At 67.2% G+C, this 23,632-nt stretch carries 21 protein-coding genes; all 21 read right to left on the reverse strand.

Features of this window, described 5'->3' with window-relative positions:
- Positions 1 to 2: 2 nt before the first annotated feature.
- The 21 genes from nrdR to B2869_RS17115 all read right to left on the reverse strand — a co-directional run bounded on the left by nrdR (position 3) and on the right by B2869_RS17115 (position 23,624).
- A complete protein-coding gene (nrdR, locus tag B2869_RS17015; RefSeq protein WP_292769157.1) occupies positions 3 to 473 on the reverse strand; it encodes a transcriptional regulator NrdR in 471 nt (156 codons plus the stop codon).
- A 10-nt stretch (positions 474 to 483) separates the two neighbouring features.
- Positions 484 to 1,788 (reverse strand): histidinol dehydrogenase, encoded by a 1,305-nt coding sequence (gene hisD / locus B2869_RS17020; RefSeq protein WP_292769160.1) that lies wholly within the window; start codon positions 1,786 to 1,788, stop codon positions 484 to 486.
- A 1-nt stretch (position 1,789) separates the two neighbouring features.
- Positions 1,790 to 3,040 (reverse strand): hypothetical protein, encoded by a 1,251-nt coding sequence (locus B2869_RS17025; protein ID WP_292769163.1) that lies wholly within the window; start codon positions 3,038 to 3,040, stop codon positions 1,790 to 1,792.
- 71 nt (positions 3,041 to 3,111) lie between these two features.
- Positions 3,112 to 6,630 carry a DNA polymerase III subunit alpha gene (gene dnaE / locus B2869_RS17030; RefSeq protein ID WP_021201562.1) on the reverse strand — a complete coding sequence of 1,173 codons (3,519 nt, stop codon included), beginning with the start codon at positions 6,628 to 6,630 and terminating at the stop codon, positions 3,112 to 3,114.
- Positions 6,631 to 7,333: 703 nt separating this feature from the next.
- Positions 7,334 to 8,383 (reverse strand): hypothetical protein, encoded by a 1,050-nt coding sequence (locus B2869_RS17035; protein WP_167540725.1) that lies wholly within the window; start codon positions 8,381 to 8,383, stop codon positions 7,334 to 7,336.
- 73 nt (positions 8,384 to 8,456) lie between these two features.
- Positions 8,457 to 9,047, reverse strand: a complete 591-nt coding sequence (locus B2869_RS17040; RefSeq protein ID WP_292769173.1) for an RNA polymerase sigma factor — start codon at positions 9,045 to 9,047, stop codon at positions 8,457 to 8,459.
- A 31-nt stretch (positions 9,048 to 9,078) separates the two neighbouring features.
- A complete protein-coding gene (locus B2869_RS17045; RefSeq protein ID WP_292769176.1) occupies positions 9,079 to 9,678 on the reverse strand; it encodes a GNAT family N-acetyltransferase in 600 nt (199 codons plus the stop codon).
- A 48-nt stretch (positions 9,679 to 9,726) separates the two neighbouring features.
- Positions 9,727 to 10,647, reverse strand: a complete 921-nt coding sequence (locus tag B2869_RS17050; RefSeq protein WP_292769179.1) for an RluA family pseudouridine synthase — start codon at positions 10,645 to 10,647, stop codon at positions 9,727 to 9,729.
- A 2-nt stretch (positions 10,648 to 10,649) separates the two neighbouring features.
- Positions 10,650 to 11,330 (reverse strand): signal peptidase II, encoded by a 681-nt coding sequence (gene lspA, locus B2869_RS17055; RefSeq protein ID WP_046399048.1) that lies wholly within the window; start codon positions 11,328 to 11,330, stop codon positions 10,650 to 10,652.
- A gap of 9 nt (positions 11,331 to 11,339) precedes the next feature.
- Positions 11,340 to 11,927, reverse strand: a complete 588-nt coding sequence (locus tag B2869_RS17060) for a DivIVA domain-containing protein (RefSeq protein WP_021201570.1) — start codon at positions 11,925 to 11,927, stop codon at positions 11,340 to 11,342.
- A gap of 180 nt (positions 11,928 to 12,107) precedes the next feature.
- Positions 12,108 to 12,407, reverse strand: coding sequence for a YggT family protein (locus B2869_RS17065; RefSeq protein WP_029258344.1), 300 nt, complete (start codon positions 12,405 to 12,407; stop codon positions 12,108 to 12,110).
- A gap of 3 nt (positions 12,408 to 12,410) precedes the next feature.
- Entirely contained in the window at positions 12,411 to 12,890 is a 480-nt protein-coding gene (locus B2869_RS17070; protein WP_021199342.1) for a cell division protein SepF, read from the reverse strand.
- A 43-nt stretch (positions 12,891 to 12,933) separates the two neighbouring features.
- Positions 12,934 to 13,641, reverse strand: a complete 708-nt coding sequence (locus tag B2869_RS17075; RefSeq protein ID WP_029258345.1) for a YggS family pyridoxal phosphate-dependent enzyme — start codon at positions 13,639 to 13,641, stop codon at positions 12,934 to 12,936.
- Positions 13,638 to 14,780, reverse strand: a complete 1,143-nt coding sequence (gene ftsZ, locus B2869_RS17080; RefSeq protein WP_029258346.1) for a cell division protein FtsZ — start codon at positions 14,778 to 14,780, stop codon at positions 13,638 to 13,640. Before ftsZ ends, B2869_RS17075 begins: the two co-directional genes overlap by 4 nt.
- Positions 14,781 to 14,944: 164 nt before the next feature.
- Positions 14,945 to 15,892, reverse strand: a complete 948-nt coding sequence (locus B2869_RS17085) for an FtsQ-type POTRA domain-containing protein (protein WP_292769188.1) — start codon at positions 15,890 to 15,892, stop codon at positions 14,945 to 14,947.
- Positions 15,893 to 15,895: 3 nt separating this feature from the next.
- Positions 15,896 to 17,296, reverse strand: a complete 1,401-nt coding sequence (murC, locus tag B2869_RS17090) for a UDP-N-acetylmuramate--L-alanine ligase (protein WP_021199338.1) — start codon at positions 17,294 to 17,296, stop codon at positions 15,896 to 15,898.
- Positions 17,297 to 17,336: 40 nt separating this feature from the next.
- Complete coding sequence (locus B2869_RS17095; RefSeq protein WP_021199337.1) at positions 17,337 to 18,413, reverse strand: UDP-N-acetylglucosamine--N-acetylmuramyl-(pentapeptide) pyrophosphoryl-undecaprenol N-acetylglucosamine transferase; 1,077 nt, start codon at positions 18,411 to 18,413, stop codon at positions 17,337 to 17,339.
- Positions 18,410 to 19,615 (reverse strand): putative lipid II flippase FtsW, encoded by a 1,206-nt coding sequence (gene ftsW / locus B2869_RS17100; RefSeq protein ID WP_029258350.1) that lies wholly within the window; start codon positions 19,613 to 19,615, stop codon positions 18,410 to 18,412. Before ftsW ends, B2869_RS17095 begins: the two co-directional genes overlap by 4 nt.
- Positions 19,584 to 21,119: a UDP-N-acetylmuramoyl-L-alanine--D-glutamate ligase gene (gene murD / locus B2869_RS17105; protein WP_021199335.1), complete on the reverse strand. Its 1,536-nt coding sequence runs from the start codon at positions 21,117 to 21,119 to the stop codon at positions 19,584 to 19,586. The genes ftsW and murD overlap by 32 nt, the downstream gene beginning before the upstream one ends.
- On the reverse strand, positions 21,109 to 22,215 hold the full coding sequence (gene mraY / locus B2869_RS17110; protein ID WP_029258352.1) for a phospho-N-acetylmuramoyl-pentapeptide-transferase: 1,107 nt from the start codon (positions 22,213 to 22,215) through the stop codon (positions 21,109 to 21,111). The genes murD and mraY overlap by 11 nt, the downstream gene beginning before the upstream one ends.
- Entirely contained in the window at positions 22,212 to 23,624 is a 1,413-nt protein-coding gene (locus B2869_RS17115) for a UDP-N-acetylmuramoyl-tripeptide--D-alanyl-D-alanine ligase (RefSeq protein WP_021199333.1), read from the reverse strand. Before B2869_RS17115 ends, mraY begins: the two co-directional genes overlap by 4 nt.
- Positions 23,625 to 23,632: the final 8 nt, after the last annotated feature.

The following is a 23,632-nucleotide window of genomic DNA, read 5'->3' on the forward strand; positions in this document are numbered from 1 at the left end:
GATTACCGGTCCTCGGACTCCCTCTTCGTGTGGTCGGCACGCAGATCGGTGATCGCGGCCTCGAAGTCCTCGAGGGAGTCGAACGCCTGGTAGACGCTGGCGAAGCGCAGGAACGCGACCTCATCGAGTTCACGCAACGGGCCGAGGATCGCAAGACCGATCTCGTTCGTGTCGAGCTGCGAGACACCGGTCTGGCGCACGGCCTCTTCCACGCGCTGTGCGAGCACGGCGAGGTCGCCCTCCGTGACCGGCCGGCCCTGGCATGCCTTCCGCACGCCCGTGATGACCTTCTCGCGACTGAACGGCTCCATCACGCCGGAACGTTTGATCACGTTGAGGCTCGCGGTCTCGGTCGTCGTGAAACGGCCACCGCACTCCGGGCACTGCCGACGGCGCCTGATCGAGAGCCCGTCGTCGCTGGTGCGTGAATCGATGACGCGGGAGTCGGGGTGTCGACAGAAGGGGCAGTGCATCTGACCGATCCTACGCGGTGAAACGGGCCTCGATCGCTTCACCGTGCGCGGGGAGCACCTCGGTGTCGGCGAGGGCGACGACTCCGGCACGCACGGCAGCCAGCGCAGCCCTGTCGTAAGAGATGACCTGCTGCGGACGGAGGAACGTGTACGATCCGAGACCCGGGGCGTAACGCGCCTGTCCCCCGGTCGGCAGCACGTGGTTGCTGCCCGCCATGTAGTCTCCGAGGCTGACCGGCGTCTGGTCGCCGACGAACACGGCACCGGCACTGGTGAAGTCGGCGGCGGCATCATCGGCGTCGACGAGGTGCAGCTCGAGGTGCTCCGGCGCGTAGGCGTTGCTGAACGCCGTGGCCATGGCCCTGTCATCCACGAGGACGATCGCGGACTGCGGTCCCGAGAGAGCGGCGGCGACACGCTCGCTGTGGCGGGTCCTCGCGGCCATGCGCTCCACCTCGACGGCGACCTGCTCGGCGAGCTCGTCCGCATCGGTGACCAGCACCGCGGACGCCTGCTCGTCGTGCTCAGCCTGGCTCACCAGATCGGCGGCGATGAGTCGCGGATCCGCGTGCGAATCCGCGACGACGAGGATCTCGGTCGCCCCGGCCTCCGAGTCGGTGCCGACCACACCGGCGACCGCGCGCTTCGCGGACGCGACGTAGTTGTTGCCCGGACCGGAGACGACATCGACAGGATCGAGATCCAGCGACGGCACTCCGTACGCCAGGGCGCCGATCGCTCCGGCACCGCCCATCGCGTACACCTCCGTCACTCCCAGCAGACCCGCCGCCGCGAGGATGGTCGGGTGAATCCGCCCGCCCTGATCCGCCTGCGGCGGGGATGCCAATGCGATCTGCTCGACCCCGGCGATCTGCGCGGGCACGACGTTCATGATCACGCTGGACGGGTAGACGGCCTTGCCGCCGGGGATGTAGACGCCCACGCGGTGCACCGGCTGCCACCGCTGCGTGATCACGGCCCCGTCCCCGATCCGGGTGACCTGTGTTGCCGGAACCTGCGCGGCGGAGGCCAGACGCACTCGGCGGATCGCCTCTTCGAGCGCGCCCCTGACCTCGGGAGCGAGTTCAGCCAGCGCTGCGGTGATGTGTTCGGCGGGCACTCGTACGGCGTGATCCGTGACGGCGTCGAATCGTTCGGCCTGCTCGCGAAGAGCGTCCTCGCCACGGTCGCGCACGTCCTCGACGATCCGCGCAGCGGTTTCGAGCGCTTCGGCACGCGCCTGGGTGGCCCGGGGTACCGCGGCGAGCATGCCTGCAGGCGAGAGCTCGCGCCCTCGCAGGTCTATGGTGCGCATTTCAGCCCTTCGTGATGTCGGAGATGTCGTGGAGGTAGCCGATCCGTCCGTCGTCATGTCGGACGACGAACGCACCCCCACGATCCTCGATCACCAGTGCCCACGCGCTCGGGCCGATGCGGAACAGCGGTTCACCGCGCTCGTCGTGGACATCGCGCTCCGAGGGCGCGAGGATCCAGAACGGTTGAGCGGCGGGGACCGCCTCGCGAGGGTTGGTCGCTTCGAGGTCGGCGTCTGAGACACCCTCCAACACCAGCGGTGCCGGCTCTTCCGCAACGACGTCGGTCTCATATGTCGCCGCCGTCTCCAGAAGCGACTCGATGCTCCCGGTGTCCGAGACGATCTCGGGATCCTGACCGCGCGAACGACGCGAGTAGGCGGGCACGTAATCCTCCTCCGAGGACTCCTGCTCGGTACCGATGCCGCCGCCCGAGGCGTGGGCAGTGAGCGGCACCTGCTCGGCGAGGTCGAATCGGGCGATCTCGTCGGTCGCCTGCCTCCCGGAGGGCTCGACATCGATCGGGATCACGAGCGCTGGTGTCGCACCATCGACGATGACATCTGTCCGGCCGTCGGCCTGCGCCTCTGCCCCCTCGAGGGGTGCGGACGAGTCGGACCCCGCAGGCGATGCCTCGGCCGACTCGCCGGACGGTTCTTCGGCTGCCGGCGCAGGCTCAGGACGCGGCCGCGCGATGACCGGACGCACCGGATTCGCGTTGCGGTGCGCGAGAGTCACCAGACGACCGTGGAAGTCTTCCTTCAGCCCCGGGATGATCGGAGCGAAGACGGTGAGGACGACGAGGGCCAGAGAGGTGATCACCATGGCGACCCCGTTCCACGGAAGGCTCCAGGCGCCTCCGGAGACGAGTGCGGAGATCGCGAGCCACAGGCTACCGGCCCAGACCACCGCTGACACGGAGAACGCGACCGAGGCGAACTGATCGATCCCCAGCGAACCGACCCGGCGGATGCCGTCGGGCGAGAAGCGGCGCAGCACGAGAAGGAAGACGGCGACGGTCGGGAGCGCGATCGGGAGAATCCATTGGATGCCGACGCCCCACAGCGAGAGGTCGCCGATCAGCGGGAAGAAGGAGAACACGAAGGACAGCAACCAGACGCCCACGATCAGCAGCTCACGCAGTGTGAAGCCGAGGATGCCGAACTCCGGCGTGACCTCTTCGTCGTAGAGGACGCCGTCATCGTCGCCGAAGACGGTGTCCTCGGTGTCCGATTCGGGGAGATCCGTGCTCATGCGTGGTCCTTTCGTCACAGGGCTCGACGGGTGGATTCGCCGTGCTGCCGACGGCTCACGATCCTACCCGCTCACCCCAGACAGGTGGGTCCGAGCAGTGACTTGAGGTCACCGAACAGGTCTGCGGACACCTTGACCGGCATGGGCACCTCGAACACCTTCGCGGTGCCCCCGCGATGCACCCGAAGCAGCACTTCGGTGTCGCCGTTGTGCCGTCGCAGCACCTCTGCGAGCTCCATCATCACTCGCTCTGTCGCGCGCTGCTCGGCGAGGACGAGGGCCAAGGGACCCGCCGCGTCGAAGGACCCCACATCCGGCGCGAAAGCCGACTGCGCGTGCAGGTTGAGCCCGTCATCGCGCCGGGACACGCGCCCGCGGACCGCGAGAATCGCGTCCTGCTGCAGCGTGTGCTGGAACTCGGTGTAGGTCTTTCCCATGAACATCACGGTGACCTCACCGTTGAAGTCCTCGACGGTGATCATGCCGTAGGGATTTCCGCTCGCCTTGGCGACGCGGTGCTGCACGCTGGTGACGAGCCCGGCCACCGTCACCTGGTCGCCATCCTGCAGGTCTTCGGAGTTGTTGAGGTCGTGGATCGAGATCGATGCATGCTTCGCGAGAGGCACTTCGAGCCCGGCCAACGGGTGGTCGGACACGTAGAGACCGAGCATCTCGCGTTCGAAGGCGAGCTTGTCCTTCTTGATCCACTCGGGGCGGGCGGGGACCTTGGCGGGAGCCACCTCGTCCATGCCGTCGTAGAGGCTGTCGAAGTCGAACCCGATGGCGCCCTGTGCCTCGTTGCGCTTGCGATCGACGGCGGCCTCCACCGCGTCTTCATGCACCTCCATGAGCGCTCGACGGGAGTCGCCCATCGAGTCGAAGGCGCCGGCCTTGATCAGCGACTCGACCGTGCGCTTGTTCGAGACGTGCAGCGGAACCTTCTCGAGGAAATGGTGGAACGAGGTGAAGCGCTCGTCCTTGCGGGCCTGCACGATCCCCTCGACGACGTTGCTACCGACGTTGCGGACGGCGCCGAGGCCGAAGCGGATGTCGTCGCCGACGGCCGCGAAGAAGTTGATCGAGTCGGAGACATCGGGCGGAAGGACCTTGATGCCCATGCGGCGGCACTCGTTCAGGTAGAGCGCCATCTTGTCCTTCGAGTCGCCGACGCTGGTGAGCAGCGCCGCCATGTACTCGGCGGGATAGTGCGCCTTGAGGTATGCGGTCCAATACGAGACGAGACCGTATGCGGCGGAGTGGGCTTTGTTGAAGGCGTAGTCCGAGAAGGGCAGCAGGATGTCCCACAGCGCCTTGATGGCCGCCTCGCCGAATCCGCGCTCGGTCATGCCGCCCGCGAAGCCTTCGTACTGCTTGTCGAGCTCGGACTTCTTCTTCTTGCCCATCGCTCGACGCAGGATGTCTGCCTGTCCGAGGCTGAACCCCGCGACTGCCTGGGCGATGGCCATGACCTGCTCCTGGTAGATGATGAGCCCGTAGGACTCCTCCAGGATCTCGGCGAGCGGCGCCTCCAGCTCGGGGTGGATCGGCGTGATCTCCTGCACCCCGTTCTTGCGCAGCGCATAGTTCGTGTGCGAGTTGGCTCCCATGGGACCCGGCCGATACAGGGCGATGAGGGCCGAGATGTCGCCGAAGTTGTCGGGCTTCATCAGACGCATGAGCGAACGCAGCGGCGGGCTGTCGAGCTGGAAGACGCCCAGGGTGTCGCCGCGCGCGAGCAGCTGGTACACGCCGGGGTCGTCGAGACCGAGATGTTCGAGGTCGAGCTCTTCGCCACGGTTCGTGCGGATGTTGTCGAGCGCATCCGAGATGATCGTGAGGTTCCGGAGCCCCAGGAAGTCCATCTTGATCAGACCGAGGGACTCGCACGACGGGTAGTCGAACTGCGTGACGATCTGCCCGTCCTGTTCGCGGCGCATGATCGGGATGATGTCGAGCAGCGGATCGGACGACATGATCACGCCGGCGGCGTGCACGCCCCACTGGCGCTTCAGCCCTTCGAGACCCAGCGCGCGGTCGAAGACCGTCTTCGCCTCGGGATCCGTCTCGATCAGGGTCCTGAACTCGCTCGCCTCCTTGTACCTCGGGTGCGCGGAGTCGAACATGCCGTCGAGGGGCATGTCCTTGCCCATCACGGGCGGCGGCATCGCCTTGGTGAGCCGCTCCCCCATGCTGAACGGGAAGCCGAGCACGCGGCCGGCGTCCTTCAACGCCTGCTTGGACTTGATCGTTCCGTACGTGACGATCTGCGCGACGCGCTCGGATCCGTACTTCTCCGTGACGTAGTCGATGACCTCGCCGCGGCGCCGGTCATCGAAGTCGACGTCGAAGTCGGGCATGGAGACACGGTCGGGGTTGAGGAAGCGCTCGAAGATCAGGCCGTGTTCGAGTGGGTCGAGGTCGGTGATCTTCATCGCGTACGCGACCATCGACCCGGCACCCGAGCCACGGCCCGGCCCCACGCGGATGCCGTTGTCCTTGGCCCAGTTGATGAAGTCGGCGACGACGAGGAAGTACCCCGGGAAGCCCATCTGCAGGATGATGCCGGTCTCGTACTCGGCCTGCTTGCGCACCTTGTCGGGGATGCCGCCGGGATATCGGTAGTGCAGGCCGGCCTCCACCTCCTTGATGAGCCAGCTGTCCTCGGTCTCGCCGTCGGGCACAGGGAAGCGCGGCATGTAGTTGGCCGACGTGTTGAACTCGACTTCGCAGCGCTCGGCGATCAGCAGGGTGTTGTCACAGGCTTCGGGGTGGTCACGGAACAGCTGCCGCATCTCGGCCGCGGTCTTGATGTAGTAGCCGTCGCCGTCGAACTTGAAACGGTTCGGGTCGTCCATCGTCGAGCCCGACTGCACGCACAGGAGGGCCTCGTGCGCGTCGGCCTCGTGCTGGTGCGTGTAGTGAGAGTCGTTGGTGGCGACCAGCGGGATGTTCAGGTCCTTCGAGAGACGGAGGAGATCGGTCATCACGCGTCGCTCGATGGACAGACCGTGGTCCATGATCTCGGCGAAGTAGTTCTCCTTCCCGAACAGGTCCTGGAACTCGGCTGCGGCCGCGCGCGCAGCGTCGTACTGTCCGAGACGCAGGCGCGTCTGGATCTCGCCTGACGGGCATCCGGTGGTCGCGATCAGTCCTTTGGAATAGGTCTGCAGCAGCTCGCGGTCCATGCGCGGCTTGAAGTAGTAGCCCTCCATGCTCGACCGGGAGCTGAGCCGGAACAGGTTGTGCATGCCCTCGGTGCTCTGACTCCACATGGTCATGTGGGTGTACGCACCGGAACCCGAGACGTCGTCGCTCTTCTGATCGGGAGAGCCCCACTGCACGCGCGTCTTGTCACTGCGGTGCGTGCCGGGAGTGACATAGGCCTCGAGCCCGATGATCGGCTTGACACCCGCGGCATTGGCCGCCTTGTAGAACTCGAAAGCCGCGAAAGTGTTGCCGTGATCGGTCACGGCGATGGCCGGCATCTTGTAGTCGGCGGCCGCCTGGGTCATCGCGTTGATCTTCGCCGCTCCGTCGAGCATCGAATACTCGCTGTGCACGTGCAGGTGGACGAAGGAGTCGGATGCCATGCCTCCGATTCTACGGCGGGGCCCTGACACCGGAGGTCGGTGTCAGGGCCCGGAGGGCACTATCCGAAACCGCTACGGGGCAGAGTCGACGATCGACACCGAGTAGGTCTTGCTGATGTCGGGCACGGTCTGAGGGACCACATCCCCCGGACCGGCATCGACGCGATCCGAACGCAGCGTGCACTCGATGGCCCGCCCCGCCTCGGCATCGATCGAGACCGTGTCGGTGCGGCGATCTGTGTTCCCGTACCTGATTCGGTAGGACGTTCTCGTACCTGATTCGGTAGGTCTCGATGCCGTTCGCCGTCGATGCGGGGACACCGGCGAGGTCAAGCGCGTGCTGAACGGAGTGCCGGAGATCTGCAGGCGCGACGTTGCTGCCACGCCGTCCGGACCCGGATTCGCCGCCGCCCCGTCTGCGGGGTCGTACCCGGGAACGGCTCTGCGACCGTCGTCCCCGACGTCGTGCTGGGCCTCGGGGCCGGTGTCTATCGCGGCGTCGGAAGCGCGGTTTCCTGCGGCACTGCCTCGACCTGCGGGCTCGGCGCGTCCATCTGGCTGATCAGCACGACACCCGCGGTCGCCGCGGCCACTCCGGACATGGCCCCCGGCGATCACGAACATCGGGCGACGGGTTGTCCGCCTCCGCTCCACGCTCGTGTCCGCATCGATACCGGTGAGAAGCAGCGCTCTTCGAAAGTGGTCACGGCAGAGTATCGACCACGCTCATCTCGAAGGTCATCCGGGAGTCGGGGACGTCGCCCGGGATCACCCCCTCGCCTACAGACGTGGTGTCCGTGGTCTCCACCACGATTCCCGTCGCCATGTCGATCGTCAACGTGAACCGCCGAAGCGATGTCTCCGTGCTCTCAGAGGAGCCGAGATGCGAGTCGAAGGTGACCGTGCGTCGTCCGTTCTGTTCGGCTCCCACCGTCGAGCCCGGGAGCAGACTGAGCGCCCGATACATCGCAGCACGCATCTCCGGGTCGCCGACGTTGTGCGACAGCAGTCCGATGATGAGCCACCCGACCTTCCCATCGGCCCATCCCTGCTCATCGGCGCCCAGGTACTCGTGAATCCACGCGATCATCGTGGCCGGGTCACGCGGCAACGATTCAAAGAACCAGAGCACATCCTCGGCACCGCCCTCGGGGAGCCGTGGCGCATCTGACGGGAACAGGCCGACCGCTGGCCCGTAGGACTGCAACGCCTCATCCTGCTGTGCAAGGCCCTGCACCTGGTCGCCGTAGACCCCACCTGCGACGGGAGCTCCCCACTCCTGATACCACTGCGAGCGAAGGTTCGCCGGCGCGTAGTCGGCACCGCTGCGGCTGATGACCCATCCACTCGATGCTTCCGCGCGCGATGCACCGTAGCCGGGCTGCCCTGCGTCGCCGAGGTCGGCGTCGAACACGCCCAGGGTCTGCGACGTCCACGCCCGCCGCAGATACTGGCCGGGCGCGAGCACCGGTGGCGTGAAGCCCGCTGTCGCGTTCGCTGCCCCCAGGAGCGCCTCCGGGCCCGTCATCGGTGAGACCGCGGGTGACGGCATCGGAGTAGGCACGAGCACCGGCCCCGGCACGCGGGTCGGCACCGCCTCAACAGTCGGCACGGGCGTCGGGGCCGTGATGTTGCTCACCACGAGCACTCCGGCGGTGACGGCAGCTGCCGCGCCGACGGCGCCCGCGGCGATCAGCCATGGCCGCCGCGCCGCCCGTGAACGCGCAGGAGAGCGTTCATTCTGGATCTCCATCAGAAGGAGGGCACGCGCCGCAGTGAGATTGTCATCCGCCCCCTCGATCTCGGGCCTGGTCTGCTGAACCTTCTCAAACACGTCCAAGGGTCTCTCCCTTCTTCTGCTGCTGCTCGAATGCCTGGATCTTTCGGGTGGAGTCCAACCGTCTGCGGACTCGATTCAGCCGCGATCGCACGGTGCCGACGGGAACGCCGAGTGCCGCCGCGACCTCGTCGTAGCTCATCCCCTGCCAGGCATAGAGCAGGAGGGCCTCGCGATCTTTCGGCGCGAGCGCCGCGATGCGCGTCTTCAGCGTCTCGACCTCGCGCTCGGCATCGACGCGGGACATCGCATCCTCCAGGTCTCCGAGCGTCGAGTGCTCTTGCCGGGAGATGGATGCCGCGAACGACTTCCACTGCTTCGCCTCCAGCGCGCGGTGGCGACGGATCAGGCGCGAGGCGATGCCGAGAAGCCAGGGCATCGCCGATTCGATGTCCGTGTCGAAATCGGCTCGGCGGCGGAACGCGACGAGGAATGTCTCGCTCAGGACGTCCTCGGCAGCATGCCGGCCGACGCGATACGTCGCGAACGCGTTGACCGCGCGCGCATGTCTGTCGAAGAGCTCGGCGAACGCCGCCGGTTGCTGGAGAGATCGCTGGATGATCTCGCTGTCTGTGGTCACGCTATGTATTGGCCGTGTGCCGCCGTGCGGTTCACGCTTTCTCCGACGACTTCTGCGATGTGCCCAGATCGAGCCGCATCAACACCCGAGGGAATCCATCCAGGACAGAACCGGTGTCTGCCGCCTTCACGAACCCCGCGCTCTCGAATAACGACCGCGTGCCGACGTACGCCATGGTGAGATTGACCTTCTCGCCGCCGTTGTCGACCGGATACCCCTCGATGGCGGGCGCGCCGCGCTCCATCGCGTAGGCCACTGCTCCCTCGATCAGCGCATGGGAGATGCCCTGCTTCCGGTAGCCGGGGCGCACGCGGAAGCACCACAACGACCACACGTCGAGATCGTCGACGTGTGGGATCAGCCGATTCCGCGCGAAACTGGTGCCGCGACGCGGATGCAGCGCCGCCCATCCCACCGGTTCGTCGTCGAGGTACGCGATCACGCCAGGAGGTGGATCCTGGTGGCACAGTTCCCGGACCCGATCGGAACGCTCCTGCCCTTTCAGCGCCACGTTCTCTTTGCTGCCGATGCGGTAACTCAGGCAGAAGCAGACGTTCGACGTCGGTTTCCTCGGCCCGACGAGTATCGAGACGTCGTCGAACTCCGTCGCGGGGCGAACCTCGATGGTCATGGGCCCAGTGTCGCGCACATCACCGACATCGTCGTGGCGTGGCGCGGACTACTCTCCGCGCAGCACGTCCAGTGCGTGCCGGAAGTCCTCGGGATACGGGGACTCGAACTGCACCCAGTCCCCCGTCGTCGGATGCGCGAAGGCGAGCTGATGCGCGTGCAGCCACTGGCGGGTGAGCCCCAGCCGCGCGGACATCGTCGGGTCTGCTCCGTAGAGCGGGTCGCCGACACAGGGGTGGCGGTGCGCAGCCATGTGCACACGGATCTGATGCGTGCGGCCCGTCTCGAGGTGGATCTCGAGCAGCGACGCGCCAGGAAACGCCTCGAGCGTCTCGTAGTGCGTGACAGACGGCTTCCCGTCGGGCACGACGGCGAACTTCCAGGAGTGGTTGGGGTGACGCCCGATCGGCGCATCGATGGTCCCGGCAAGTGGATCGGGGTGACCTTGGACGACGGCGTGATAGATCTTCTCGACGGTACGGTCCTTGAAGGCCTGCTTCAGGACCGTGTAGGCGTGCTCGGACTTCGCCACGACCATCAGGCCGCTGGTGCCGACGTCGAGTCGGTGCACGACGCCCTGACGTTCCGGAGCGCCGCTGGTCGCTACGCGGAAGCCTGCAGCGGCGAGAGCGCCGACGACCGTCGGGCCCTCCCAGCCGACCGACGGATGGGCGGCGACCCCCGTCGGCTTGTCCACCACGATGACGTCATCGTCGTCGTACACGATGCCGAGCTCCGGCACGGCGATGGGAACGATCTTCGGCGCCTCTTTCGGCTGCCATTCGACATCGAGCCAGCCGCCCGCGCGCAGGCGGTCGGACTTGTCGAGTGTCACGCCGTCGAGTCGTACTCCCCCTGCTGCGGCGACGTCAGCAGCGAAGGTGCGGGAGAACCCCATCAGCTTCGCCAAGGCTGCGTCGACGCGGGTACCGTCCAAACCGTCCGGAACCGGCAGGGACCGCGATTCCACGGTCAACGTCCTTCCGATGCGGGAGCCGCATCCTCCGAGGGAGAATCGTCATCGGTCGAACGCACCGGCACGGGAGCATCGGCGTCGAGCATGTCGTCATCGGTGTCGGTCGCCAGGACAGCCGCCGTCGCGGCGGCTTCGGCTTCTTCCTCGGTCTCGACGATCTCGTGATCGCGTTCGCGCGTACCGTCGAAGCGCAGGCCGAAGACCACGAGCAACGCGACCGAGATCATCCCGGTCACGATGAAGATGTCGGCGACGTTGAAGATCGCCGGCATCATCCACGGCATCGAGATCATGTCGACGACGTGCCCCACCGGAAAACCGGGCTCACGAAACAGACGATCGCTGAGGTTGCCGAGGACTCCGCCGAGGAGACAGCCGAGCACGACCGCCCACAGGCGGGACTTGAGCCCGAACGCCTTCCAGACGATCACGCACGCCACGACCGCGAGGGCGATCGTGAAGATCCAGGTGACCTCGGATCCCAGGGAGAACGCCGCCCCGGGGTTGCGAACGTAGTACAGCTGAAGGAACTCCCCCAGGACCGGAACCGGCTCCTGGTAGGGGAGGTTCTCGATCGTGAGGTACTTCACAAACTGATCGGCGGCCAGTACGAGCGCTGCGAGAATCGCAACGACCGCACCGGCCGCCGACCGACGAAGGGGACGGCGTCCTGACAAGAGGGCGCCTTACAGACCGATCGCGGAAACGGGTGTCGAGTCCGTGGAGGTCGACTTCTCGTCGAGCTCGCGGAGCTGACCCTCGATGTAGCCGCGCAGCTGCGAGCGGTAGTCGCGCTCGAAGTTGCGGAGTTCGGTGATACGAGCCTCGAGAGTGTTGCGCTCGCGCTCGAGCCGTGCGGACTCCTCACGCTGCTTGGCCTCGGCCTCGGTGCGGATGCGGGCGACCTCGGTCTCGGCCTCCGCGATGAGCGCGTTCCGCTTCGCCTCACCCTCGGCGACGTGCTCGTCGTGCAGACGCTGTGCGAGTTCGATGATGCCAGCGGTCGCGGTCGCGGAACCGGTCGGAGCGGGCTCCGCGGGGACCTCGGCCACGGGGGCGGGAGCCTCGACAGCGGCGGGCGCGGCGGCTTCAGGAGCAGCACCGGACTCGTACGCGGCCAGCTTGGCCTTCAGCTCGACGTTCTCCTCGAGAGCCTTGCGCCACTCGATGACGATCTCGTCGAGGAAGTCGTCCACCTCGTCCGGGTCGAAGCCGTCCTTGAAGCGGACGTGCTGGAACTGCTTGGTGACGACGTCATCCGGGGTAAGTGCCATGGGTGGCTCCTCTTTCGATGAGTTCGATTGCCAGTATCGATGTATGGCGTGGTCGTGATGTGGCGCGAACCCGGGGCGCGCACCTGGGTGCCAGCATAGCCCCCGAGCATTGGCGCCGCGATGTCACGACACCCAGAGTGGGAGAAGTCGCAGCCACCGATCAGGGGACACGCCGGGATTTCAGCGGATGAACAGCCCGACGACGTTCATCAGAATCAGGACGATCAGCAGAGTCAGCGCGAAGCCGAAGTCGAGCGAGAGCGAGCCGATCCGCAGTGGCGGGATGATCCGCCGGAAGAACCGGATGGGCGGATCGGTGAGGGTGTAGACGGCCTCGGCGAGCACGAGCCCGAATCCCTTCGGACGCCATTCGCGATTGAACATCGGAATGTAGTCCAGGATCAGGCGCGCGAACAGCACGAAGACGTACAGCAGGAGCACCAGATGGACGATGCTCGCGAGGACGGAGACCAGCTGCACGGGCTACGACTGGTCGAAGCCCGCAGACTCGGCGTCTGCGTGTGCGATGCCCCCGTGACCCGATACGGCGATGTTCTCCGGCGACAGCAGGAACACCTTCGAGGTCACGCGCTCGATCCGGCCGTAGAGGCCGAGGGAGAGCCCACTCGCGAAGTCGATGAGGCGGCGCGCGTCGGCATCGCTCATCTGCGAGAGGTTGATGATGACCGGGACGCCCTCGCGGAAGCTCTCCGCGATCAGCTGGGCGTCGCGGTACTGCTTCGGGTGGACGGTGAGAATCTCGTTCACGGCTCCTGCAGACGGCTGGCGGACGGCGACGGGGCGGCGCAACGGCGTGACGGGGGCCGGTGCCGGCTCCTCGCGGTCACGGTCACGGTCACGCTCGCGGTGAGCGCGGGCGGGCGCCTGCGTCTCTTCCTCGTAGACCTCTTCTTCATCGGCGAGGCCGAGATACACCATGGTCTTCTTCAGTGGGTTACCCATCGTGTCCTCCGGTTCGAACGTGTCGGGCTGGTCTTTTCACAGGTTAACCCCGGTCGGGCCGGGGGCCGGTGATTGCGGAACCGATCCGCAGGTGTGTCGCGCCGGCGGCGATCGCCTCGGCGAAGTCTCCGGTCATCCCGGCTGAGATCCACGACGCGGATGGGTCGACCGCACGCACGCTGTCGGCGATGTCGTGCAGGCGAGCGAAAGCGGAAGCGGGTTCCTCATCGAGGGGCGCCACGGCCATGACGCCGCGCAGCCGCAACGACGGCAAGGCCAGGACATGCTCCGCGAGGGCGACTGCCTGAGCCGGCACGGCTCCACCACGACCGGGGTCGTCGGTGAGATTGACCTGGACGAGAACATCGAGCCGACCGTCATCGTCCGCTGCGCGGTGCAGAGCATCCGCGAACCGGTCTCGATCGACCGAGTGCACGACGTCCGCACTCCGGCGGATCGCCGCCGCCTTGTTCGTCTGCCCCTGGCCGATGAAGTGCCAGCGCAGATCGGGTGCTGCGACTTCTGCTTCCTTCGCCGACAACTCCTGCTGGCGGTTCTCGCCGACGTCCTTCACGCCCAGCCCGTGCAGGGCACGGACCAATGACGCCGGGTGGAACTTCGTCACCACGATCCGGGTGATCTCCTCGGAGCTCCGTCCGGCTGCCTGCGCGGCGGCGGCGATCTTCTCGTCGATCGCCGACAGCCGCGCAGCCAGGCCGGAAGGCTCGGCCGCGTCGACCGAGGACGTCACTTCAGGAATTCGGGGATGTCGATGTCGTCATCGGCGAATGCCGGCTCGATGCTGGTGGCCGGAACGCGCTGCTGCACGGGCTCAGGCTGAGCCGTCTCGCTCTTGCTCTCGGGTTCGTCTGTGAGAGCGACCTCGGGAAGCGACGTCGTGGACGGCCGCGAAACGACCATCGGGTCCAGCCGGAGGGAGGGTTCGCCGCCGTCGAAGCCGGCCGCGATCACCGTCACCCGCACTTCATCGCCGAGCGTGTCGTCGATGACCGTACCGAAGATGATGTTGGCTTCGGGGTGGGCGGCTTCCTTGACGAGGTCGGCCGCATCGTGGATCTCGAAGATCCCGAGGTTCGAGCCGCCCTGGATCGAGAGCAGCACGCCGTGCGCACCTTCGATGCTCGCTTCCAGGAGCGGAGACTCCACGGCCAGCTCTGCGGCTTTGATGGCACGGTCGGCCCCACGAGCGGAGCCGATGCCCATGAGCGCGGATCCCGCACCCTGCATGACCGACTTCACGTCGGCGAAGTCGAGGTTGATGAGACCCGGAGTCGTGATCAGGTCGGTGATTCCCTGCACACCGGCGAGGAGCACCTGGTCGGCCGTGGCGAAGGCCTCGATCATCGAGATGCCGCGGTCGCTGATCTCGAGGAGGCGGTCGTTCGGCACCACGATGAGGGTGTCGACCTCTTCCTTGAGCTTGGAGACACCGGCTTCGGCCTGGCTCTGGCGGCGGCGGCCCTCGAAGGAGAACGGCTTCGTCACGACACCGATGGTGAGGGCACCGATGGACTTCGCGATGCGTGCCACGACGGGCGCGCCACCGGTTCCGGTGCCACCGCCCTCGCCGGCCGTCACGAAGACCATGTCCGCACCGGTCAGAGCCTGCTCGATCTCCTCGGCATGATCCTCTGCGGCACGTCGGCCCACCTCGGGGTCGGCGCCGGCACCGAGGCCGCGGGTGAGTTCGCGACCCACGTCGAGCTTGACGTCGGCGTCGCTCATGAGCAGCGCCTGCGCGTCGGTGTTCACGGCGATGAACTCGACTCCGCGGAGGCCGAGATCGATCATGCGGTTCACGGCGTTGACGCCGCCACCGCCGACGCCGACGACCTTGATCACGGCGAGGTAGTTCTGGTTCTGGCTCATGGCCGGCCTCCGATTATTCGAGCCTGGAAGTGGGTGAACCTTAAACCTCAAGTAGAGGTGTAAAGTATTTCCCGGTATTGCGTTCTCTTTGATCGAAGGTAAGCGCCGCCCGGCCGCGTTCGCGCGAAGACACGGGCGTGTCGCCCCATTCCCCGAGAAAGGGATCAGCCGACGACGGCAACTTCGGGGGAAGTGACGTCGATCGACGCGGCTTCGGGGTTCGAGGCCATCGCCTTCGAAAGGACGACGGCCTTCAGCGCGGACTCCTCAGCGCTCCCCCAGACCACACTCAACCCGCTGTTGAGCGTGAGAGTCACGTCATCGGCGGTGCGCGCGCTGATCCCCGTCAGTGCCGCACGGATGTCGGCGGGGAGCGAGCGCACCACGAGACCTGCGCTGCGGAACGCCGCCGAGTCGACGCCGCCCGGGACGTCGATCACCGGCTGCCCCGCAGGCTGATCCGAGGTGGTGGAGAGGGCGACACCGGCGGCATCGACCAGCGTGTACCCGGCGTCCGAACGGATGACGCCGACCGGAGTGCGTTCCACGATGCGCACGGTCAGGTCATGCGGTGGACGTGCTTCGAGGGAATAGGTCTCGATGAGGGGGAAGGCCAGCAGCGCGGCCTTCACCTTGCTGGAGTCGACGAGCGCGAGCGGGGTTCCGAGCTGGTCGCCGAGCGCGGCCTCGATGGCTGCGGGATCGAGAGTCGTGGCCCCGGCGACGCTGATCTTCTGAACGGCGAAGAGCGGACTGTAGGCCGCGGCGACACTGCCCCCGACGAGCAGGAGTGCGGCGCCGATGCTGCTCAGCCACACGATCCTGCGCCGTCTGGAGCGCTGCGTGAAACGACGGATCTCGGCGCGAAGCGCCTTGCGTCGTGCGCGGGCCGCGCGCCAGACGTCCCTCGTCGACGTCGGCTGCGGATCGCCGGTCGACGTGTCATCCCTGTGCTCCTCGGGCGTCACGTCATCGGACATCACGTCATCGGCGGCCGAGAACTCCTCCTCCGCTTCAGCATCGCGTCGCCGCCTGCGGGACTTCGCCCCCGGCGCGGCGTCCTTCTCTCCCGGGCTCTCCGGGGTGGTCGGAAGCGGTGCAGGCCGACGCATCGGCTATGCCCCGTCGGTCCGACGCAGCGAATCCAGGACCTGCGGGATGATCTGGTAGACGTTTCCGCAGCCGAGCGTGACGATGAAGTCACCTTCCCGTGCGACGGCGGCGGTGTAGTCGGCGGCCTGCTGCCAATCCGCGACGTAGTGCACGTGCGACGGGTCCTGGAACGCGCCGCTCACCAACTCGCCGGTGACACCGGGCACGGGGTCCTCCCTGGCGCCGTACACGTCGAGCATCACGGTGTGATCGGCGAACTCCTCGAGGACGTCGGCGAACTCCTGGTACATGTGCTGCGTGCGCGAGTAGGTGTGGGGCTGCTGAATCGCGATGATCCGTCCCGCTCCTGCGATGCTGCGCATCGCCTCGAGTGCAGCCCGCACCTCCGTGGGGTGGTGCGAGTAATCGTCGTACACCGTCACGCCGCGCTCGACACCGTGCTGTTCCAGTCGACGCACGGTTCCCGCGAAGCCTTCGACGGCGCGAACGGCCTCCGCGAGCGAGTAGCCGAGCGCACGCAACACCGTCACGGCCCCCGCCGCGTTGATCGCGTTGTGCACACCGGGAACGGCGAGCTGCATACGCGCCTGTTCCTCACCGTGCGTCAGCGTGGCGGCGACCGGACCCGCGGCGACGATGTCGGTGACGCGTACATCCGCTCCTTCGGCCTGACCGAACGTCAGCACGTTCGGGTGAGAGAGACCGGCACCGACCCGCAGCGCACCCACGTCGTCGCTGGAGATCACGACCGCCTCCGTCGCAGCGTCCGCGAACTGCACGAATGCCTGGTGGAAGGCCTCATCCGAGCCGTAGTGATCGAGGTGGTCGGGATCGACGTTGGTGATCAACGCGACAGCGGTGTCGTACAGCAGGAACGTGCCATCGGACTCGTCGGCTTCGATGACGAAGAGCTCTCCCGATCCGGTCGCGCTGGATGTGCCGAGCTGCTCGATCACGCCGCCGTTGACGAAGTGCGGATCCGCGCCGAGCTCACGCAGGGCGGTCACGATCATGCCCGTCGACGTCGTCTTTCCGTGGGCACCGGCGACGGAGACGAGACGGCGTGTGCCGATCAGCCAGTGCAGGGCCTGCGACCGGTGGATCACGTGGAGTCCACGGGCCTTCGCAGTCACGAACTCGGGATTCTCCGGCCAGATCGCTCCGGTGTGCACGACGGTGTCGGCGTCACCGAGGTGAGCTGCGTCGTGACCCACATGCACCGTCGCGCCGGCGGCCGCCAGCGCGCGCAGATTGTCGCTGTCCGCGCGGTCGCTGCCGGAGACGCGGATGCCGGCGTCGAGGAACATCTTCGCGAGACCGCTCATACCGGAACCGCCGATGCCGATGAAGTGCGCGGAGGTGATCGTCTCGGGAATGGGGAGGGAGAGGTCGGGTCTGATCATTTCCGCTTCAGTCTACTTTTCTTCGGTCTGGTCGACCGCGTCAGACGGCGACGAGTGCGCGGTCGATGAGGGTGATGACGTTCTCGGTTCCGGCGCGGGTCCCGGCGGTCTCTGCAGCGGCGGCCATCCGCGCGATGCGCTCTCCGTCTCCGAGCAGAGGGACGACGATGCGCCGCACCGCGTCACCGTCGAAGGACGCATCGTCGAGCAGCTCTGCCGCCCCTGCAGCGACGGCCGAGGCGGCGTTCAGACGCTGCTCGCCGTTACCCACGGAATACGGGACATACAGCGCGGGAATCCCCAGAGCACTGATCTCGCTCACGGTCGCCGCCCCGGAGCGGGAGACGATCAGATCGGCCAGAGCGAACGCGAGATCCATGCGGTCGACGTAGCGGTGGAGCGCGTAGCCCTCGACGCCCGGATCGGCGAGGTCGCTGCGCTCACCCGTCACGTGCAGCAGTTGCCAACCGGTCTCCAGGATGTCGCGCCACGAGTCCGCGAGCGCCTCGTTGAGCCGCTGCGCTCCCAGCGAGCCGCCGAACACGAGAAGGACGGGGCGGTCGGCGTCGAGGCCGAAGTACTCCGCCGCCTCCGCGCGCGAAGCCGCGCGGTCGAGGGCGATCACCTCCCGCCGCAGGGGCATTCCGACGACCTCGCCACCGCGGAGCGGAGTGCCCTCGAAGGCAACCCCCACCGCGGCCGCACGGCGTGCCCCGAGCACGTTCGCCAGCCCCGGCTTCGCGTTGGCCTCGTGCACCACGAACGGCACGCCCTCACGGCGCGCGGCGACATATGCCGGCGCAGACGCGTATCCGCCGAAGCCCACCACCACGTCGATGCCGTGCCGACGGATGTGGTCGCGCACCTGGGCGATGGCCCGACGGAACCGCCCCGGGAACGACAGGGCCTGTCTGTTCGGCCGCCGCGGGAAGGGCACCTTGTCGACGATCAGCAGTTCGTAGCCGCGCGCGGGGACGAGACGGGACTCCAGCCCCTCGGCCGTGCCGAGCACGAGCACGGAGGCTTCGGCATCACGTGCGCGGAGACCGTCCGCGACGGCGAGCAGGGGGTTGACATGACCGGCGGTGCCACCGCCGGCGAGGAGATACGAAGTCACCTGGTGACCCTACCCCGCTCGGCTGACTGCTTCTCGGTCACAGGGATCGTCCGTGCGAACGCCAGCAGCACGCCACAGGCGATGAGCACCGCGAGCAGGGCCGTGCCGCCCTGGGACATGAACGGAAGGGGGACGCCCATCACCGGGAAGACGCCGATCACGACGCCGACGTTCATGACGGCCTGGCCGACGATCCACACGGTGATGCCGCCGGCTGCCACGCGGATGAACGGATCCGGTGTCTTGCGGATGATGTGGAAGGCGCCGATCGTGAAGAACGTGAACAGGGCGAGCACGACGATGCAGCCGATCAGGCCGAGCTCCTCGCCGACGATCGCGAAGATGAAGTCATTGCCCGCGGCGGGAAGCCACCCGTACTTCTCCTGCGAGTTGCCGAGGCCGAGGCCGAAGATGCCTCCGGTGGCCATACCCCAGATCCCGTGGATCGACTGATAGCAGTCCGTGTAGTAGAGCGCCATGTTGTCGCAGGTCGCGGTGATGCGCCGCATGCGGTCCTCGCTCGACAGCGCGTAGGCGAGCACCGCGATGACGCCGAGGATCAGCGGGATGATGAACAGTCGGAGCTTGACGCCCGAGAAGAAGAGGCACCCGAGGAGGATGAGCACCAGCACCATCGCGGTACCGAGGTCCTTGCCCGCGAGCACGGTGCCGATCGCGAGTGCACCGACCGGGATCACGGGGATGAACACATGATGCCAGGTGCCGAGCATCGTGCGCTTGCGCAGCAGCACGGCAGCGATCCAGAGCGCGAGGGCCAGCTTGAGGAACTCCGAAGGCTGCAGGGTGAAGCCCGCGATCTTGACCCAGTTCCGGTTACCGCCGTCCTCGATGCCCAGCGGAGTGAACACGAGCATCTGCAGCGCCACGGCCCCGAAGAGTGCGGGCCACGCCATCCTCTTCAGGAAGTCCACCGGCAGACGGCTGATCAGGAACATCAACGGGATGCCGAGCAGCGCGAACACGCCCTGGCGCAGCACGCCGTCCATCGGGTTGACCCCCTTGGAGACGGCTGTCGCGCTGGTCGCAGACAGCACCATGACGAGACCGAAGAGGGTGAGGAGCAGGGCGGTCGAGGCGATGAGCAGGAACTCGGTCGACACCGGGGTGAATCGGCGTCCGAGGGAGACCCTGGCCGCGAGACCGCCGGACTCAGAGCGCGGAGGGCGGGATACCTGTGTCATCGGCGCTCCCCCGGTCGATCCAGTCCCGCACCGCCTCGGCGAAGCGATGGCCTCGTTCCGCGTAGCCGGAGAACTGATCGAAGGATGCCGCCGCCGGGGCCAGTAGGACTGTGCCCTCGTCGTCGACGATTCCCGCGGCGATCTCCACGACACGGTTCATGACCTGTCCAGTCTCGCCAGCATCCACCTCGAACACCGGCACCCCGGGCGCGTGTCGTCGGAATGCCGCGACCACGACGGAGCGTTCGACCCCGATCACGACGGCTGCACGCGCCGTCGTGCCGACATCGGCGACCAGGTCGGAGATGTCCACACCTTTCAGATCTCCGCCGATCACCCACACGGCGCCGGGGTATGCGCGCAACGACGACGCCGCGGCGTGCGGGTTCGTCGCCTTGGAGTCGTCGATCCAGGTGATGCCGCGGTGCCGGGCGACCACCTGGATGCGATGCGCATCGAGGCGGAAGGACTGCAGGGCCGTGTGGATGGCCTCCGGCTCGACGCCGAGCGAGCGTGCCAGGGCACTCGCGGCGAGGATGTTCTGCACGATGTGAGGAGCGGCGAGACCCGCCGCATCGAGATCGGCGACCGTCGTCAGCTCGAGGGCGGTTCGCGAGCGATCGTCGAGGAAGGCCCTGTCGACGAGCAGTCCCTCGACCACGCCGAGATCGCTCGGGCCGGGGATGCCGAGATCGAAGCCGATCGCACGGGCTCCCTCGACCACTTCCGCCTCTTCCACCATGCGACGCGTGGCCTCGTCCGCCTTGTTGTAGACGCACGCGATCCGGGTGTTCCGATACACGACGGCCTTCGCGTCCCGGTAGGCCTCTGCGCTCCCATGCCAGACGAGGTGATCGTCGGCGAGGTTGAGACACACGGAAGCGTAGGGGAACAGCTCCCCTTCGGGCCTCGACTGTCCCAGATACCAGAGCTGATGGCTGGAGAGCTCGACCACGAGGACGTCGAATCCCGCGGGGTCGCGTACGGCGTCGAGCACCGGCACGCCGATGTTCCCGCAGGGGGCAGCCCGCAGTCCGCCTTCCACGAGCAGCGTGGCGGTCAACTGGGTGGTCGTCGTCTTGCCGTTCGTCCCGGTGATGAGCACCCAGTCTGCCGGCGTGCCGTCGTCACGGACGACCTTGTCGCGCACGCGCCAGGCGAGCTCGACGTCACCCCAGATCGTGACAGCGGATTCCTGCGCCCACCGGATGAGTGGATGCGACGGCGAGAATCCCGGCGAGGCGATGACCACCTCGGGGTCGAACTCGACGAGCACGGGCGGCACCTCGGCGAGCGGGCCCAATTCGAGCCGGGCACCGATCACCGGGAGCAGTCGCTCGTACTGATCCTCAGCCGACTCGCTCAGCACGAGAACGTCGGCGCCCAGTTCGGCGAGCGTGTCCGCCACCGAGAAGCCTGTCATCGAGAGGCCGAGAACGGCGACCCGTAGACCGCTCCAGTCGGCGTTCCAGCTCGTCAGTCCGGCGAGACGATCAGTCGACACGAGTGAGCCATTCGACGTAGAAGAGTCCGACCGCCGAGACGGCGAGCAGCCCGGCGATGATCCACATGCGCACCACGATCGTGACCTCGGACCACCCGCGCATCTCGAGATGGTGATGGAACGGGCTCATGAGGAACAACCGCTTGCCACGAGTGATCTTGAAGTACGCGCGCTGCAGGATGACCGAGCCCGACGAAAGCACGAAGACGCCGGCGATCACGAGCAGGAGGAGCTCGGTGCGGGTCAGGATCGCCATCGCGGTGATGACGCCGCCGATCGCCATCGACCCGACGTCCCCCATGAAGACCTTCGCCTTGGGTGCGTTCCACCAGAGGAATCCGATGAGGCTCGCCGCGAACGAAGCCGCGATGATGGCGAGGTTGAACGGGTCGCGCACCTCGTAGCAGCCGCCGAGGGCATCGGGATCGCCGCCGATGCACGGCTGCTTGAACTGCCAGAATGCGATCACGCTGTAGGCGCCGACGACGATGACGCCGGCTCCGGCAGCGAGCCCGTCGAGTCCGTCCGTGAGGTTCACACTGTTCGAGGTCGCGACCCCGATGATCGAGATCCAGACGAGATAGAGGATCCATCCGAGCACCACGCCGAAGGCGAACAGGTTGAGCCAGGTGATGTCGCGGAACAGCGAGATCGCGGAGCTCGCCGGTGTCTGGCCCCACTTGTTCGGGAAGTTCAGCGCGACGATGCCGAAGGGGATGATGACCAGCAGCTGGCCGATCACCTTCCGCCAGCCCGAGAGCCCGAGGCTGCGCTGACTGCGCACCTTCATGTAGTCGTCGATGAATCCGACGGCACCGAATCCGACCATCAGCCAGATCACCAGCAGCGCGGAGAGTGCGGGGACTTCACCGCTCACCAGCACACCGGTGAAGTAACCGACCATCGAGCCGACGATGAAGATGACGCCGCCCATCGTGGGGGTGCCGCGCTTGGCCTCGTGACTCGGGTTGTGGACGGACTCCGGGGTACGGATGACCTGCCCCCAGCCCCACTTCCGGAAGAGCCGGAGGAAGACGGGGGTCAGGAACAGGGTGAAGGCGAGCGAGATCGCCGCCGACATGATGAGAGACCTCACGAGAACAATTCTCCCAGACGATCGCCGAGATGCCGGAGGCCCACGGAATTGGATGACTTCACGAGCACGCGGTCGCCGTCGCGGAGCTCGGTGCGGAGATACTCGAACGCAGCGTCCTGGTCGGGCAGATGGATTGCCTCGCTGTCCCAGGAGCCCTCCCCGACCGCGGCGAGGTAGAGGCGCCTCGCCTCGGGGCCGACGACGACGATCCGCTGGATGTTCAGACGTACGGCGAGCAGCCCGATCCTGTCGTGCTCCTCCCCCGCGCTCTCACCGAGTTCGCTCATGGCTCCGAGGACCGCGACGGTGCGCTCGTCGGGACCGGTGATCTGTGCGAGCGTGCGCAGGGCCGCCGCCATGGAATCCGGGCTGGCGTTGTAGGCGTCGTTGATGATCCGCACCCGATCGCTGCCCAGGGGCTGCATGCGCCAGCGTTCGGCGACCTCGACCGTCTCCAACCGGGCCACGGCGTCGGCCGCCGAGACCCCGAGCACGCGCGCTGCGGCGATGGCCGCCAGAGCGTTGGAGACGTGGTGCGCCCCGAGCACGCGCAGCCGCAGGGGAATCCGTTCGCCGTCGACCTCGATGACGCAGGACGTGCCGGAAGCGGATACCTCGATCTCATGCGCGCGCACGTCCGCTGTGGGCCCCTGACCGAAGCCGACGGTGCGGAGTCCGCGAGCGTCCGCGAGTTCGCGCATGGCCGCGACACGCGGGTCGTCGACGTTGAGCACGGCGGTCCCGGGCACGCGGGCGGCGGCGACGAGCTCGGCCTTCGCCTTCGCCGTCTCCTCGATGCCGCCGAATCCGCCGGCGTGCGCCATGCCGACCATCAGCACGACGGCGACGTCCGGCTCGACGAGTCCTGCGAGGTGCGCGATGCTCCCCGGCGCCGCGGCACCGAACTCGCTCACGAGGAAGCGGGTGCTCTCCGTCACCCGGAGCATGGTGACGGGGGCGCCGACCTCGTTGTTGAACGACTTCACGGGAGCGACGGTCTCGCCTTCACCCTCGAGGATGCGTGCGAGGAAGTTCTTGGTGGTGGTCTTGCCGTTCGATCCGGTGATGCCGACGATCCGGAGCGCGCCGTCGGTACGGACACGCGCGACGACCTCCCTCGCGAGTGCGCCGAGGGCGGCGACAGCGTCCGGAACCACGATCTGGCTCACGGCGACGTCCACCGGGTGCTCGACGATCGCCAGGGCCGCTCCTGCGGCGACAGCGGACCCGACGAAGCGGTGTCCATCGGTCTCGGCTCCGGGCTTGGCCACGAAGATCGATCCGGGCCCCATCGTGCGTGAATCGGTGTCGACGATTCCGTCGACCGCGGTCTCGGCCGTGTCTTCACCGGCCACGCGCAGATCACCGCCGACTGCGGCGGCGATCTCAGCGAGCGTCAGGGCGATCATGTCATCTC

Origin of the sequence: Microbacterium sp. UBA3486 (assembly GCF_002377845.1) — a bacterium.
Classification (GTDB): Bacteria; Actinomycetota; Actinomycetes; order Actinomycetales; family Microbacteriaceae; genus Microbacterium; species Microbacterium maritypicum_A.

Bases quoted from the DNA above. Each gene is read 5' to 3' on its own strand.
- nrdR (WP_292769157.1), bottom strand. From the start codon at position 473: ATGCACTGCCCCTTCTGTCGACACCCCGACTCCCGCGTCATCGATTCA.
- hisD (WP_292769160.1), bottom strand. From the start codon at position 1,788: ATGCGCACCATAGACCTGCGAGGGCGCGAGCTCTCGCCTGCAGGCATG.
- B2869_RS17025 (WP_292769163.1), bottom strand. From the start codon at position 3,040: ATGAGCACGGATCTCCCCGAATCGGACACCGAGGACACCGTCTTCGGC.
- dnaE (WP_021201562.1), bottom strand. From the start codon at position 6,630: ATGGCATCCGACTCCTTCGTCCACCTGCACGTGCACAGCGAGTATTCG.
- B2869_RS17035 (WP_167540725.1), bottom strand. From the start codon at position 8,383: ATGGAGATCCAGAATGAACGCTCTCCTGCGCGTTCACGGGCGGCGCGG.
- B2869_RS17045 (WP_292769176.1), bottom strand. From the start codon at position 9,678: ATGACCATCGAGGTTCGCCCCGCGACGGAGTTCGACGACGTCTCGATA.
- B2869_RS17060 (WP_021201570.1), bottom strand. From the start codon at position 11,927: ATGGCACTTACCCCGGATGACGTCGTCACCAAGCAGTTCCAGCACGTC.
- B2869_RS17070 (WP_021199342.1), bottom strand. From the start codon at position 12,890: ATGGGTAACCCACTGAAGAAGACCATGGTGTATCTCGGCCTCGCCGAT.
- ftsZ (WP_029258346.1), bottom strand. From the start codon at position 14,780: ATGAGCCAGAACCAGAACTACCTCGCCGTGATCAAGGTCGTCGGCGTC.
- B2869_RS17085 (WP_292769188.1), bottom strand. From the start codon at position 15,892: ATGCGTCGGCCTGCACCGCTTCCGACCACCCCGGAGAGCCCGGGAGAG.
- murC (WP_021199338.1), bottom strand. From the start codon at position 17,296: ATGATCAGACCCGACCTCTCCCTCCCCATTCCCGAGACGATCACCTCC.
- ftsW (WP_029258350.1), bottom strand. From the start codon at position 19,615: ATGACACAGGTATCCCGCCCTCCGCGCTCTGAGTCCGGCGGTCTCGCG.
- B2869_RS17115 (WP_021199333.1), bottom strand. From the start codon at position 23,624: ATGATCGCCCTGACGCTCGCTGAGATCGCCGCCGCAGTCGGCGGTGAT.